Below are 14,187 nucleotides of genomic sequence, written 5' to 3' on the forward strand. Positions count from 1 at the left end.
GACTCTCTGTCAGTGTCCAATCACAGTAGCGACAGAGACCTATCGACATATTTATAGTTGGGCAGGGTCGGCGGCCGGGGAGCAGTGGCCGGAGAGGGGAGTGTGCGCGGTGGATCTGGCCTTGCTGCGGACCTTCGTGACCGTGCACCGGGCCGGCTCCTTCACACGCGCCGCCGCTCTGCTCGGCCTGTCCCAGCCCGCCGTCACCTCTCAGATACGGACGCTGGAACGGCAGCTGGGCCGCCCCCTGTTCCTTCGGCAGGCCCGTGGCGTGACCCCGACGAGCATCGGTGACGAGCTCGCCCACAAGGCCGCCCCCCATCTCGACGCCCTGGTGGAGATCACCGAGACCGGCCTCGACGACGGCTCGTCCTTACGGACGCTGCACCTCGCAGGTCCGCCGGAGTTCACCGCCGAACGAGCCCTGCCCGCCCTCACGGAGCTGACCCGCGAGGACGGGCAGGGCTTTGCCTTGCGCGCCTCGTTCGGGACTGCCGAGGAAACGCTGGACGGGTTGTCCGCCGGGCATCATGATCTGGCCATCAGCACGGCCCAGCCGCGCGGGCCGCTGCTCACGGCGACTGCGCTCTGCGACGAGGAGCATGTCCTGGTCGCCGCCCCGCGCTGGTCGGACCAGCTCGGCACCGGGCAGCCGGGCCACGCACCGGAACCGGCTCTCGAGAAGGTGCCGGTGGTGGAGGTGCACGAGTCGCTGCCCTTCGTCTCCCGCTACTGGGCCACCGTCTTCGACGCTCAGCCGGCCGCCCAGGGCACCGTGATCGTCCCCGACCTGCGCGCGGTCCTGGCCTGCGCGGCCGCGGGCGCCGGCCTCGCGGTGCTGCCCCGCTATCTGTGCGCGCCGGCGCTGCAGCGGGGTGACGTCGTCGCCCTGCATGAGCCGCCGGTGCCGCCGCTGCGCACGTACTTCCTGGTGGTCCGGACCGGGACCCTCGCCATGCCCCATATCGCGCGAGCCCACGACTGGTTGCTGCGGTCGTCGGCCGACTGGTGCTGAGGCGCCCGGGGGGTCGCGTGCCGGGTTGCCCGAGGTGGGTGCCAGGCGCTCAGGAACCTGCCTCACTCTGGGAGCTCGTCCGGTGACGTTTCGCGATGTTTCACGTGGAACCAGCCGGGCCACATTTCACTCATGACCGTCCGACCCGTGGTCAAGCGCACCGCCCGCGCAGTTCTCCTGGACGGTGCCGACCTGATCCTGATCAAGCGCACCAAGCCGGGTGTGGATCCCTACTGGCTCACGCCCGGCGGCGGGGTCGAGCCCAGTGACCCGACCGTCGTCGACGCCTTGCACCGCGAGGTGTACGAGGAACTCGGAGCGAAGATCACCGATGTGGTGCCCTGCTTCGTGGACACCATGGAGCACATCGGCGAGGACGGCGGCGCGACCGGTGTGAAGGTGCAGCACTTCTTCGTCTGCCGCCTGGAGTCGATGGACCCCTCCCTGCGCCACGGCCCGGAGGTGGACGAGCCGATCGGCGAGTACGAGATCGTGCGCGTGCCCTTCACCCGGGTCGGGATCGCGTCGGTCCATCTCGTGCCGCTGTCGTTGCGGCACTACCTGGACGGCAACATCGAGGGTGTTCTCGCCATGCACGCGTCCGACCTGGGCTGAGACGCCGGATCAGCTTCCGGCCGCGACCAGTTCCTCGACGGAGTCGTGGCGTATGCGCTCCGACGGGACACCGACGTCTCTCAGGACGTGCACACCGCTGCGGATCATCCCGGGCGGGCCCGAGAGGTAGGCGTCGAACTCGTCCCAGGGCCCGTAGGTGCGGATGGCGTCCGGCAGCTGTACGTGCGCCTGCTGGTCGATGATCGCGCGGACCGAGAGCCACGGGTGGGTCTGCTGGAGCCGGAGCATGGTGTCGATGTCGTACAGGTCGTGATCGGTGCGGGCACCGTAGAAGACCTCGACCGACCGGCGGTCCCCATGCTCGGCGACGTCCTCGACCAGGGCTTTGATGGGCGCGATGCCGGTGCCGCCGCCCAGGCAGAGCAGGCCGCTGTCGGTGGTGTGGTCGACGGTCATCGACCCCGCGGGTGGCCCGAGCCGGATGATGTCGCCGGGGCGGGCGCGGTGCACCAGGGCGTTGGAGACCCAGCCGGCCGGGACGGCCTTGACGTGAAACGACAGCAGCCCGTCGGACCGCGGCGCCGAGGCGAAGGAGTAGTGGCGCCAGATGCGGGGCCACCAGGGCGTCTCCACGCTCGTGTACTGCCCGGCGAGGAAGGGATAGGGCTGGTCGGGGCGGACGGTCACGACGGCTACGTCCGGCGTTCTCAGGTCGTGCGTGACGATCTCGGCGTACCACCAGGCCGGTGCACGCAGCTCGTCCGCGGCCGCTGCGTCGATCATGATCTGGGAGATCGTGGTGTAGGTCCGGACCCAGGCCGCCTCGGTCTCCGGGTTCCACATTCCGGCCGCGTACCTGCTCAGCGCGCCGATGAGGCACTCACCGACGGCCGGATAGTGCTCGGGCCGCGTCCCGTACTTGCGGTGGCCCCTGCCGAGCTTTTGCAGGTAGTCGACGAGGACATCCCTGTTGTCGATGTGCTCGGCGGCCGTGAGCAGCGCTCTGAGCAATCGGTCCCGCTGAGTGTCCATCGCGGCCGGGAACAGCGAGCGCAGGTCGGGGTGGCGCACGAAGAGCAGGGCGTAGAAGTACGACGTGACCTTGTCGGCGACCGGCGTGACCTCGGCCATGGTGCGGCGGATGAGGAGGGCGTCCGGGGAGCCCGTCCCGGCCGGGCCGGGGGTGGCCTCCGCCGACGGTGGCTCCGGGGCGTGCTCCTGGGTGGGAGCCGGTTGTCCGGCGGCGGCCCCGGGCGGAGCCATGGACGTGAAGGGCGTCGGGGTGAGCGTCGTCGGTGCGGGGCCCGGTGTCGGGGCAGCCGTGGGGTCCGCGGCCGGGGGCTGCGTGTGTGGCGCGGGCGGAGTGGCGGGGGTGGGTATCGCGTCGGGGGCTTCGCGCGCCGGGTCGGGCCCACCGGTGCTCGGGGTGCTGCGGGGTGTGAACCAATCGCCCCCGCCGCCAGAAGTGCCGTTGTCGGCCGACGTGGTGGTCGGAGCGTCCATGGTGTGCCTCGCCTCGAGCATCTTTCGGTCGGTCTGCGCACTTCCCGGAGTCGGAACGTGCCTGCTTCCCCCGTGGACGGTCTGCGTTCCCCTCCTGTCTCGGCCAATGCGGCCACATTCAACCCGTAACCCGGCTCCGTACGGACAAGTAAGGCGAGAGTGTGACATTGGCCGCAGTGACCCTCATCGAGCTTCCCACCCGCGTGGCCGCCTCCGGCGTATACCCGGAAACACGGGTCTTCGATCTCTCCGTCCCGTTAGGCTGCATTGCCCTGCACTGCCCCGAACGGGACGAGGCGTCCCGTCCCGGATGCGAACCGGACTCGACCCTACCGGCCACCGCCGTGCACACAAGTCCCCCCTCCTCTCGTCACGAATGCGGGCACGACGCGAATCGCCGAGGCCGTCAACAGGGGTGCGGGACAGCCGTGTTCAGCGCCTCGGCCGAACGCCCGGCCTTCTTACCTGTTTCACGTGAAACATCCGGCGTGGGTCTGTGGGCTGTGCGAGCGGTGACAACTGGCCAAAAGCTCGTACGTCTCCGCTGAAACAAGTGGACGTCAGGGGCTCTTGTCGGACAGCCTGACCTGCGTGCCGACTCCTTCCCTTGCCTCATGGCCCATCCGCCGTCTGACACTGCACGATCACGCCGCCTGCGCCGACTTGTCCGAGGACCGGGGGTGGCCACGGGAGGAGCACAAGTGGAGCTTCCTGCTCGCGGCCGGAAAGGGTTACGGCATCGACGACCCCGACGGTGGTCTGGTGAGCGCCTGCGTTGTCACCGAGTACGGACCGCAGGACCCTGCCCTCGCCGCGATCGGCATGGTGCTGGTCGCCCGACGGCACGCACGGCAGGGCGTGGGACGCCGGCTGATGCGTCATGTCGTCTCGGACATGGGCACCACGCCCCTCACACTGCATGCGACGCCGTACGGCCGCCCCCTCTACGAGGAGCTCGGCTTCAAGGTCACCGGACGGGCCGAAATGGTGTGCGGGCACTTCACTCCCGGCGGGCCTGAGCCGAAGATCGCCACCCGCGCTGCGACCGCCGAGGACCTCACGGCCATCCTCCGTCTCGACGAGCAGGTCTTCGGAAGCGACCGCACGCACATCGTCACCCGACTGCCGGCCTTCGCCGACCAGTTGCGGGTGGCGGAGGAGGGCGGACGGATCATCGGGTACGCGGCCGCCTGGCCCAACATGGACACCCACGTCGTCGGCCCGCTCATCGCACGCGACACCTCGGTGGCCCAGGCTCTCCTCACGTCCCTTGCCGCTCGCACCGACCGCCCGCTGCGCACCGACATCGACGTGCGGCACGAAGAACTCCTGGCGTGGGTGAAGCAGCGCGGTCTGGAATCCGTCGCCTTCAACGCGGTGATGACGTACGGGATCACGGAGTTGCCCGGGGACTGGAGCCGGCGGTTCGCGCCGGTCACGGTCGCGGCGGGCTGACCGGCTTCGACACGACGACGCCGGCCCCCATGAAGAGGGCCGGCGTCGTCTCGCTGAAGGGGCCGGGTCAGGCGAGGGCCTCCACGGCGGTCGTGGCGAAGCCGTGATCCTGCTCGGGGGCACCGCCGCCGACGCCGATCGCGCCGATCAGGCGCCCGTCGCGGTGTACCGGCACGCCGCCGGCGATGAACAGCAGCGGCCGGTCGAGTGCGGTCGGCAGCGTGTGGAAGAGGCCTCCGGGCTGCACCGCGTCCACCAGGTCGGCGGTGGGCGCGTTCAACTGGAGGGCCGTGTAGGCCTTGCGGGTGCTGGTCTCGCCGGAGATCAGCACGGCACGGTCGTCGCGCCGGAAAGCGAGCAGATGGCCGCCTGCGTCAAGGACGGTGACGCTGACGGTGACGCCCGCCGACTCGGCGGCACGATGGGCGGCGGCCACGAGGGCGTCGGCGTCCTGGGTGGTGAGGGGGGCGACTGCGGTGGTGGTGCTCATGAAGGGGTTCTCCTGGAAGAAGGACGGTCGTTCCGGGCCGTGAGGCCGGTGGGGGTGATCCGGTTGCTCAGTGGTGGACGGCGGCGCGCTGCTCGGCTGGAGCGGAGCCGGTGATGACGGCGCTGGGGCCCCCGGCGCGGCGCTCCAGGGCGGCCGACACGAAGGCCAGGACCAGGGCACCGGCGGCCAGGGCGGCGCCGACCCAGTTGGGGGCGGTGTAGCCGAGGCCCGCCGCGATCACCAGGCCGCCCAGCCAGGCGGAGAGCGCGTTGCCGAGGTTGAAGGCGCCGATGTTGACGGCTGAGGCCAGGGTCGGGGCACCGTGTGCCTGGTCGAGAACGCGCTTCTGCAGCGGCGGCACGGTGGCGAAGCCCAGGGCACCGATCAGCGCGACGGTGATCGCCGAGAGCAGCTTGTCGTGGGCGGTGACGGTGAACAGGGCCAGGACGACGGCCAGAGCGCCCAGAGAGACGTACAGCATGGGCATCAGGGCGCGGTCGGCGAACCTGCCGCCGACGAGGTTGCCGCCGACCATGCCCAGGCCGAAGAGGACCAGCAGCCAGGTGACGGACCCGTCGGCGAAGCCCGCGACATGGGTCATCATCGGCGCGATGTAGGTGATGGCCGCGAAGACACCGCCGAAGCCCAGCACGGTCATCGCCATCGCGAGCAGGACCTGCACGTTCTTGAAGGCGGCCAGCTCGTGCCGCAGACGTACGCCCTCGGCCTTCGGCATGTCGGGGACGAGCCGGGCGATGCCGGCCAGGCCGACGACGCCGAGGGCGGCGACGATGCCGAAGGTGACCCGCCAGCCGATGGACTGTCCGACGAGCGTGCCCAGCGGGACACCGACGACGTTGGCGACGGTCAGACCGGTGAACATCATCGCGATGGCTCCGGCCTTCTTGTCCGGAGCGACGAGGTCCGCCGCGACGACCGAGCCGATGCCGAAGAAGGCACCGTGAGCCAGTGAGGCGATGATCCGGCCGGTCAGCATGACGGAGAAGGCGGGGGCGAGCGCCGAGAGCAGGTTGCCCGCGATGAACAACCCCATCAGCAGCATCAGCATCCGCTTGCGGGAGACCCTGGTGCCGAGCACGGTCATCAGCGGGGCGCCGAACATGACGCCGAGCGCGTAGCCGGTCACCAGGTAGCCGGCCGTGGGGATGGAGACCCCGTAGTCACCCGCGACCTCGGGCAGCAGGCCCATGATCACGAATTCCGTCGTTCCGATCCCGAAGGCCCCGATCGCGAGGGCCAGAAGCGCGAGAGGCATGGAGGGGTACCTTCCCAAACGATTGCAGGAGCGCTTTGCGTGCGTTCACAATAGTTGCAGACGCGGGCTATGCGCAACCGCCGTCTATTGCGAGGTTGCTCTATCCTGGGTGTCAGCCGCTCCGGGACGGAGGAAACGCCAATGACAGCGACGGACCCCGCGCTCACCGCTCTCGCCCAGAGCTGGTGCGCCCTCTCCCTGCTGCACGGGAGGATCGAGGCTCACATCGAGCGCGCCCTGCAGGCCGGGCACGACCTCAGCGCGCGCGAGTACTCCCTGCTGGATGTGCTCAGCCGGCAGCACGACGGCGACGGGGGACATCTGCAGATGAAGCAGGTCGCCGACGCGGTCGTCCTCAGCCAGAGCGCCACCACACGCCTGGTCACCCGCCTGGAGGACCGGGGCCTCCTGGAGCGTTACCTGTGCCCCACCGACCGCCGGGGCATCTACACGAACGTCACCGCGGCGGGCCTCGAATTGCTGGAAGCCGCCCGCCCGACCAACGACGCCGCCCTGCGCGAAGCCCTCGACGAAGCAGCGAAGAACCCGGAGCTGGCACCCCTGGTCCGAGCCGTGGAGACGCTGAAGGCTGCGGTGCCCGCATAGGGCCCCCGATCCCGTCCGGGACGACCGAACCGGCGCACCGAAGCTGCGTAAGGTACATCCATGGGAGATCTTGAAATACGCGCAGCCGTCGCCGACGATGTCCCCGCGATCGTCGCCATGCTCGCTGACGACCCACTGGGCGCGCAGCGCGAGTCACCGGACGACCTCACCCCGTACCTGACCGCGCTGGAGCGGCTCAGCGCCGACCCGAACCAGCGTCTGGTCGTGGCGGTCCGGGAGGGCAAGGTCGTCGGCACGCTCCAGCTCACGATCATCCCCGGCCTTTCCCGGCGCGGGGCGACCAGGTCGATCATCGAAGGCGTGCGCATCCATGCGGACGAGCGCGGCAGCGGCCTGGGAACCCGGCTCATCGAGTGGGCGATCGAGGAATCCAGGGACCTGGGGTGCCAGTTGGTCCAGCTGACCTCCGACAAGACCCGCACCGATGCCCACCGCTTCTACGAGCGGCTCGGGTTCACGGCTTCCCACACGGGCTTCAAGCTCTCGTTGTGACCGCATGCGTGGGCGCCCTGTTTCACGTGAAACAGGGCGCCCACGCATGTCATCCGTCTAACCGATGCCCCGCCACCCCTCCCGGTCGACACCACCCGGCACAGGAGCGCCCTCGTCGTACGGCTCACGCGTGAACACGAACGAACCGAGATCCAGGTGACTCACGCCCCCGTCGGGCCGCCGTACGGGCCGCAGGAGCTCGCCGGCGTAGTAGCCCTCCAGTCCCGTCCAGGTGCCGTCACCGTTCGGGCGGAATCGCGAACGACGGCCCGCGCCGGTCAGCGGCCCCAGCGAGACGAGTCCGTCGGCCGTCAGGCGCAGGGCGAAGGCGTGCGTCCCCCAGTACCACGGTCCCGTCAGCTCCAGCAGCGACGGGTCGGCCTCACGCAGCGGCTTCCACGGAGCGGGGATACGCGGCTCAGCCTCGGCGACGATCCGGACCAGATCGGCCGTGACAGGGAACAGCAGTGGTCCTGACGTGGAGTTGGCCAGGGCGATCGCCGCCACGTCGTCCTCCACGCTGATCATGAGGCACGCCAGGAAGCCTGGCAGCGAGCCGGTGTGGCCGACCAGGGAGCGTCCGTTCCGGCGCCGGATCTCCATGCCGAGGCAGTAGGCGTAACCGCTCGCGACGTCCGCCGCCTCATGGGCCGCGGCCGGTGTCCTCATCTCCCGCAGCCACTCCGCGCTCAGCACCCGCTCGTCGCCGTTGAGCAGGAAGGCAGCGAACCGCGCCATGTCACCTCCCGTCGACCACAGTTGACCGGCCGGAGCCATACGCCCCAGATCCTCGGCGGGCTCGGGAAGCAGCACGTCAGCCCAGGGATGCACGGCCCAGCCCCCCGCGTGCGGCGTCACAGGGCGCACGCTCGTGCGATGCAACTCCAGAGGTTCGAGCACTTCGCGCCGAAGGACCTCCTCCCAGGACGCCCCGCGGAGCTTCTCGATGAGAGCGCCGAGCAGGGCGTAGCCCGGATTGGAGTAGTGGAATCGCCGCCCTGGCGGAGTCAGCAGGGGCCGGTCGCCCAGGACGTCGGCGAGTTCGGGCCGCAGGGCGCCGGGGCTTCGCTCCCACCACGGCCCCGGCGTCTCGGCCGGCAGCCCTCCTGTGTGCGCGAGGAGTTCGGCAATGGTGGCCTCCCCCACGCCGGTGCCCGGCAGGTGCTTCTCGAGTGGGTCCTCCAGAGCGAGTGCTCCCTCGTCCCGCAGCCGCAGCACGAGGACCGCCGTGAAGGTCTTGGTGATCGAACCGATCCGGTACTGCACGTTCTCGTCCGGCGCATGCCCTTCCACCGAGGTCCGTGCGCCCGTCCACACCGTCGTGCCGTCACGTACGACGGCTGCGACGAGCGACGGCGTCCGCCCCTCGGCCTGCGCGACCGCGATCCGGTGCAGCAGAGCACGACGTGTGCCGGGAAGCAGCTCTCCCTGAAATGTCGTCATGGGCCCAGTCCACCCGGCCTGGTGTCCCCGAGTCGAGCACATTCGGGGTCAGGGCTTTTGAGGGCCCGGGCGGATCAGGTCTGTGCCATGTCCACGAACCGCGAGTAGTGCCCCTGGAAGGCGACGGTGATCGTCGCCGTCGGGCCGTTTCGGTGCTTGCCCACGATGATGTCCGCCTCGCCCGCACGGGGCGACTCCTTCTCGTACGCGTCCTCGCGGTGCAGAAGGATCACCATGTCGGCGTCCTGCTCGATGGAGCCCGACTCACGCAGGTCGGACACCATCGGCTTCTTGTCCGTGCGCTGCTCGGGGCCACGGTTGAGCTGGGAGAGCGCGATCACCGGGACTTCCAGCTCCTTGGCCAGGAGCTTGAGGTTACGGGACATGTCCGAGACCTCCTGCTGGCGGCTCTCGGCGCGCTTGGATCCCCCGGACTGCATCAGCTGCAGATAGTCGATAATCACGAGTCTGATGTCGTTGCGCTGCTTCAGCCGACGGCACTTGGCGCGGATCTCCATCATCGACAGGTTCGGGGAGTCGTCGATGTACAGAGGCGCGGAGGAGACCTCGGGCATCCGGCGCGCCAGACGCGTCCAGTCCTCGTCCGTCATGGTGCCGGAACGCATGTGGTGCAGGGCGACGCGGGCCTCCGCGGACAGCAGACGCATCGCGATCTCGTTGCGCCCCATTTCCAGGGAGAAGATGACGCTCGGCAGGTTGTGCTTGATCGAAGCGGCCCGGGCGAAGTCGAGGGCCAGGGTGGACTTGCCCATGGCGGGACGGGCCGCGATGACGATCATCTGGCCCGGGTGCAGACCGTTGGTGAGCGAGTCGAAGTCGGTGAACCCGGTGGGCACACCGGTCATCTCGCCGCTGCGCGAACCGATCGCCTCGATCTCGTCGAGCGCGCCCTCCATGATGTCGCCGAGCGGGAGGTAGTCCTCGCTGGTGCGCTGCTCGGTGACCGCGTAGACCTCTGCCTGGGCGCGGTTGACGATCTCGTCGACGTCGTCGTCGGCCGCGTATCCCATCTGCGTGATGCGGGTCCCGGCCTCGACCAGGCGGCGCAGCACGGCCCGCTCGTGCACGATCTCCGCGTAGTAGGCCGCGTTGGCGGCCGTCGGCACCGTCTGGACGAGGGTGTGCAGGTAGGAGGCGCCGCCGACCTTGTTGATCTCGCCGCGCTTGGTGAGCTCGGCCGCGATCGTGATCGGGTCGGCCGGCTCGCCCTTGGCGTAGACGTCGAGGACGGCCTGGAAGATCGTCTCGTGGGCCGGCTTGTAGAAGTCGTGACCCTTGATGATCTCGACGACGTCGGCGATGGCGTCCTTGGAGAGGAGCATGCCACCGAGGACGGACTGCTCGGCGTCGATGTCCTGCGGCGGCACCCGCTCGAACGACGGGGCCGATCCGCCGTCCCACGCGCCGTTGTCCCTGCCGCGCTCGTGCTGTTCGTCGCGGCCCCGGCCTCCGTCGTCCCGCCGACGGGAGGCGGGCAGACGATCACTGGGACCGCTGTCGGCCCACGGGTCGTCCAAGGGCTCGGAAATGCTCACCGAGCCACCTCCTCCCGTCCGCCGAAGCAGACCTAGCCGTGCCCCTCTTTTCTACGGCACGGCACTGACAAATAAGAGGCCCAACTCCGGTTGGCACGCGCCGGTTTTGTGGCGTTCTGAAAACCGGCGGACGGAGCGGGCGCCGGACCACCGTAGGCCTGTCGGCACCGTCAGCCAATCTGGTTATCCACAGGCCATGTGGACGACGGCCCAGATGCTGTGGAGAACTGCGCGAAACCTGTGCACGACCCGGTGGACAGGCCTGTGAACAAGCGACCCCCATCGGCAATGAAGGAGCTCTGACCTGCATCTTCATCGTCCACCGGCTGTGCAGAAGAAAAACTTTCCCGACCGGCGCAAGATCACCTCGCGCCGTGCACAACAGTGCGCACGCCAGGACGCAAAGTAAGGGTCACGAAACCTTTGCATCTCTTACCTGTGGACGATTAGATTGGTGCACATGACACAGGCCCCCGCGCGCCGTCCCACCGGCCGGAGACAGCACGACCGAGAGATCATCGCGTTGGCTGTGCCGGCCTTCGGCGCCCTGGTCGCCGAGCCTCTCTTCCTCATGGCGGACACCGCCATCGTGGGCCATCTGGGCACGGCCCAACTCGCCGGTCTCGGCATCGCCTCCGCCCTGCTGATGACTGCCGTGAGTGTTTTTGTCTTCCTCGCCTACGCCACGACAGCCGCCGTGGCCCGCCGCGTCGGCGCGGGTGACCTCCAAGCCGCCATTCGGCAGGGCATGGACGGCATCTGGCTGGCCCTGCTCCTCGGCGCCGCCGTCGTCGCGGTGGCGTTGCCGACAGCCCCTCACCTCGTGGACCTTTTCGGCGCCTCGGACGCGGCGACTCCCTACGCGGTCACGTACCTGCGCATTTCCGCGCTCGGCATACCCGCCATGCTCGTCGTCCTGGCCGCGACAGGTGTCCTGCGCGGACTGCAGGACACCCGCACCCCGCTCTACGTCGCCATCGCCGGCTTCGTCGCCAACGGCGCCCTCAACGCCGGCCTGGTCTACGGCGCCGATCTCGGGATCGCCGGTTCCGCGTGGGGCACCGTCATCGCCCAGTGCGGCATGGCCGCGGCCTATCTCGTGGTGGTTCTGCGAGGAGCACGCAAGCATGGGGCCTCACTGCGCCCGGACGCCGCCGGGATCAAGGCTTCCGCTCAAGCCGGTGTGCCCCTGCTGGTGCGCACCCTCTCATTGCGGGCCATCCTGATGATCGCCACCGCGGTCGCCGCCCGTCTCGGGGATGCCGACATCGCCGCGCACCAGATCATCCTCTCGCTGTGGAGCCTGCTGGCGTTCGCTCTCGACGCCATCGCCATCGCGGGGCAGGCCATCATCGGGCGTTACCTCGGAGCCGGTGACACCCAGGGCGCCCGGGACGCGTGCCGCCGCATGGTGGAGTGGGGAATCGCCGTGGGCGTCGTCCTCGGCGCTCTGGTGGTTCTCACCCGACCGGCGTTCCTGCCGTTGTTCACCAGCGACCCCGCCGTGAAGGACGTGGCGCTGCCCGCCCTGGTCATCGTCGCTCTCTCCCAGCCGATCTCCGGCATCGTCTTCGTCCTGGACGGCGTACTGATGGGCGCCGGCGACGGCCCGTATCTCGCCTGGGCCATGCTGCTCACCCTGGCGGTGTTCACACCGGCCGCGCTTCTGGTCCCGGTACTGGGCGGTGGCCTGACCGCGCTCTGGGCCACGATCACACTGATGATGACCGTTCGCATGCTGACCCTGTGGCTCCGCACCCGATCGGGCCGCTGGATCGTCACGGGCGCGACCCGCTGACCGTTCGCGCGGACCGCTGTCTGTTTCACGTGGAACGCTCTGTGTTTCACGTGAAACACGGATACTCCACAGACGCGGTGTTTCACGTGAAACATGGCGCCGCTCAGCTGGCCTGCCCAGCAGACACGAAAGGGCCGCACCCCTGGGGGGTGCGGCCCTTTCGCTCACTGCTTCAGCGAGCGCGGCACTCAGGCCGCGATGACCTCGATGTTGACCTTGGCGGCAACCTCGGGGTGCAGACGCACGGACGTCTCGTGAGCGCCCAGCGTCTTGATCGGCGAGCCGAGCTCGATGCGGCGCTTGTCGACCTCGGGGCCACCGGAAGCCTTGATCGCGGACGCGATGTCGGCCGGGGTGACGGAACCGAAGAGACGACCGGCGTCGCCGGAGCGGACGGCCAGACGGACCTTGACGCCCTCGAGCTGGGCCTTCACAGCGTTGGCCTGCTCGATGGTCTGGATCTCGTGGATCTTGCGAGCACGACGGATCTGCTCGACGTCCTTCTCGCCACCCTTGGTCCAGCGGATAGCGAACTTCCGCGGGATCAGGTAGTTGCGAGCGTAACCGTCCTTGACGTCGACGACGTCGCCCGCGGCACCGAGGCCGGAGACCTCGTGGGTGAGGATGATCTTCATGTGTCGGTCACCCTTCCCTTATCGCGCGGTGGACGTGTAGGGCAGCAGCGCCATCTCACGGCTGTTCTTCACGGCCGTGGCGACGTCACGCTGGTGCTGCGTGCAGTTGCCGGTCACGCGGCGGGCACGGATCTTGCCGCGGTCGGAAATGAACTTCCGCAGCATGTTCGTGTCCTTGTAGTCCACGTACGTGACCTTGTCCTTGCAGAAAGCGCAGACCTTCTTCTTCGGCTTGCGCACAGGCGGCTTAGCCATGGTGTTTCTCCTGTGTGATCAAGAAGTGTGAGTGCGAACCCGCCCCTAGAAGGGAGGCTCGTCCGAGTAGCCGCCGCCACCGCCGCCGGAGTTTCCACCCCAGCCGCCGCCACCGCCCTGGTTGCCACCGGCGGGAGCGCCGGTCGCCCACGGGTCGTCGGCGGGAGCGCCGCCGCCCTGCTGACCGCCACCGGGGCCGCCGCCCCAGCCGCCGCCACCCTGGCCGCCGCCACCGCCGTAGCCACCCTGGCCACCCTGTCCACCGCGGCCGGAGGTCTTGGTGACCTTGGCCGTGGCGTTGCGCAGGCTGGCGCCGACTTCCTCGACGTCCAGCTCGTAGACCGTGCGCTTGACGCCCTCACGGTCCTCGTAGGACCGCTGCTTCAGCCGGCCCTGCACGATGACGCGCATGCCTCGCTGGAGCGACTCGGCGACGTTCTCCGCCGCCTGACGCCAGACCGAGCAGGTCAGAAAGAGGCTCTCGCCGTCCTTCCACTCGTTCGTCTGGCGGTCGAAGGTGCGGGGAGTGGACGCGACACGGAACTTCGCGACCGCCGCACCGGAGGGGGTGAAGCGCAGCTCGGGGTCGTCGACAAGATTGCCGACGACCGTGATGACGGTCTCGCCTGCCATGGGGGAACCTCTCGGCGGGTTTGCTCTGGCTGCTTGCTACTCGAATCCCGGAATCAGCTGAGCTGGGAAGCTCAGTGGGTCTCGGGACGGAGGACCTTGGTCCGGAGGACCGACTCGTTCAGGTTCATCTGGCGGTCGAGCTCCTTGACGACCGCAGGCTCGGCCTGCAGGTCGATGACCGAGTAGATGCCCTCGGGCTTCTTCTTGATCTCGTACGCGAGACGACGACGGCCCCAGGTGTCGACCTTCTCGACCTTTCCGCCGCCGTCACGGACGACAGAGAGGAAGTTCTCGATCAGCGGAGAGACAGCGCGCTCCTCGACCTCGGGGTCGAGGATGACCATCACCTCGTAGTGACGCATGTGGAACCCACCTCCTTTGGACTCAGCGGCCACGGTCGTTCCGTGGCAGGAGGGTTGTGATGCGTAGGCAA

At 69.0% G+C, this 14,187-nt stretch carries 15 protein-coding genes; 6 read left to right on the forward strand and 9 right to left on the reverse strand.

The window, feature by feature from the left end; genetic code table 11:
- Positions 1 to 109 precede the first annotated feature (109 nt).
- Both ACFV20_RS04750 and ACFV20_RS04755 read left to right on the forward strand, forming a co-directional pair.
- Positions 110 to 1,015, forward strand: a complete 906-nt coding sequence (locus ACFV20_RS04750) for a LysR family transcriptional regulator (RefSeq protein ID WP_385652337.1) — start codon at positions 110 to 112, stop codon at positions 1,013 to 1,015.
- A 132-nt stretch (positions 1,016 to 1,147) separates the two neighbouring features.
- Positions 1,148 to 1,630, forward strand: coding sequence for an NUDIX domain-containing protein (locus tag ACFV20_RS04755; protein ID WP_385652338.1), 483 nt, complete (start codon positions 1,148 to 1,150; stop codon positions 1,628 to 1,630).
- A gap of 9 nt (positions 1,631 to 1,639) precedes the next feature.
- Here ACFV20_RS04755 and ACFV20_RS04760 read toward each other — a convergent pair whose 3' ends face one another.
- On the reverse strand, positions 1,640 to 3,115 hold the full coding sequence (locus ACFV20_RS04760; protein ID WP_385652340.1) for a globin domain-containing protein: 1,476 nt from the start codon (positions 3,113 to 3,115) through the stop codon (positions 1,640 to 1,642).
- Positions 3,116 to 3,685: 570 nt separating this feature from the next.
- Here ACFV20_RS04760 and ACFV20_RS04765 point away from each other — a divergent pair.
- The gene (locus ACFV20_RS04765; protein ID WP_385652342.1) at positions 3,686 to 4,549 is read left to right on the forward strand and encodes a GNAT family N-acetyltransferase; all 864 of its coding nucleotides are present in this window, start codon (positions 3,686 to 3,688) and stop codon (positions 4,547 to 4,549) included.
- A 67-nt stretch (positions 4,550 to 4,616) separates the two neighbouring features.
- On the opposite strand, the gene ACFV20_RS04770 is transcribed toward ACFV20_RS04765, so the two are convergent.
- Positions 4,617 to 5,039 carry a heme-binding protein gene (locus tag ACFV20_RS04770; RefSeq protein ID WP_385652344.1) on the reverse strand — a complete coding sequence of 141 codons (423 nt, stop codon included), beginning with the start codon at positions 5,037 to 5,039 and terminating at the stop codon, positions 4,617 to 4,619.
- 67 nt (positions 5,040 to 5,106) lie between these two features.
- A complete protein-coding gene (locus ACFV20_RS04775) occupies positions 5,107 to 6,315 on the reverse strand; it encodes an MFS transporter (protein ID WP_385652346.1) in 1,209 nt (402 codons plus the stop codon).
- A gap of 141 nt (positions 6,316 to 6,456) precedes the next feature.
- Here ACFV20_RS04775 and ACFV20_RS04780 point away from each other — a divergent pair, with 141 nt between their 5' ends.
- A complete protein-coding gene (locus ACFV20_RS04780) occupies positions 6,457 to 6,921 on the forward strand; it encodes a MarR family winged helix-turn-helix transcriptional regulator (protein ID WP_385652348.1) in 465 nt (154 codons plus the stop codon).
- Between the two features lie 60 nt (positions 6,922 to 6,981).
- Entirely contained in the window at positions 6,982 to 7,434 is a 453-nt protein-coding gene (locus ACFV20_RS04785) for a GNAT family N-acetyltransferase (RefSeq protein WP_385652351.1), read from the forward strand.
- Positions 7,435 to 7,491: 57 nt separating this feature from the next.
- Here the strand turns inward: ACFV20_RS04785 and ACFV20_RS04790 are convergent, their stop codons facing one another.
- Positions 7,492 to 8,877 carry a serine hydrolase domain-containing protein gene (locus tag ACFV20_RS04790; RefSeq protein WP_385652354.1) on the reverse strand — a complete coding sequence of 462 codons (1,386 nt, stop codon included), beginning with the start codon at positions 8,875 to 8,877 and terminating at the stop codon, positions 7,492 to 7,494.
- 74 nt (positions 8,878 to 8,951) lie between these two features.
- On the reverse strand, positions 8,952 to 10,433 hold the full coding sequence (gene dnaB / locus ACFV20_RS04795; protein WP_385652356.1) for a replicative DNA helicase: 1,482 nt from the start codon (positions 10,431 to 10,433) through the stop codon (positions 8,952 to 8,954).
- A gap of 460 nt (positions 10,434 to 10,893) precedes the next feature.
- Between dnaB and ACFV20_RS04800 the strand changes: the two genes are divergently transcribed.
- Complete coding sequence (locus ACFV20_RS04800) at positions 10,894 to 12,231, forward strand: MATE family efflux transporter (RefSeq protein WP_385652358.1); 1,338 nt, start codon at positions 10,894 to 10,896, stop codon at positions 12,229 to 12,231.
- Between the two features lie 188 nt (positions 12,232 to 12,419).
- Here the strand turns inward: ACFV20_RS04800 and rplI are convergent, their stop codons facing one another.
- The 4 genes from rplI to rpsF form a co-directional block, all read right to left on the reverse strand.
- Positions 12,420 to 12,866: a 50S ribosomal protein L9 gene (rplI, locus tag ACFV20_RS04805; protein ID WP_126393477.1), complete on the reverse strand. Its 447-nt coding sequence runs from the start codon at positions 12,864 to 12,866 to the stop codon at positions 12,420 to 12,422.
- A gap of 18 nt (positions 12,867 to 12,884) precedes the next feature.
- A complete protein-coding gene (gene rpsR, locus ACFV20_RS04810; protein ID WP_003949403.1) occupies positions 12,885 to 13,121 on the reverse strand; it encodes a 30S ribosomal protein S18 in 237 nt (78 codons plus the stop codon).
- A 45-nt stretch (positions 13,122 to 13,166) separates the two neighbouring features.
- Positions 13,167 to 13,754: a single-stranded DNA-binding protein gene (locus ACFV20_RS04815; protein ID WP_385652361.1), complete on the reverse strand. Its 588-nt coding sequence runs from the start codon at positions 13,752 to 13,754 to the stop codon at positions 13,167 to 13,169.
- Positions 13,755 to 13,825: 71 nt separating this feature from the next.
- Positions 13,826 to 14,116 carry a 30S ribosomal protein S6 gene (gene rpsF, locus ACFV20_RS04820; protein WP_030847098.1) on the reverse strand — a complete coding sequence of 97 codons (291 nt, stop codon included), beginning with the start codon at positions 14,114 to 14,116 and terminating at the stop codon, positions 13,826 to 13,828.
- Positions 14,117 to 14,187 lie beyond the last annotated feature (71 nt).

Source organism: Streptomyces sp. NPDC059696 (genome assembly GCF_042733745.1).
In the GTDB taxonomy this organism is placed as follows: Bacteria; Actinomycetota; Actinomycetes; order Streptomycetales; family Streptomycetaceae; genus Streptomyces.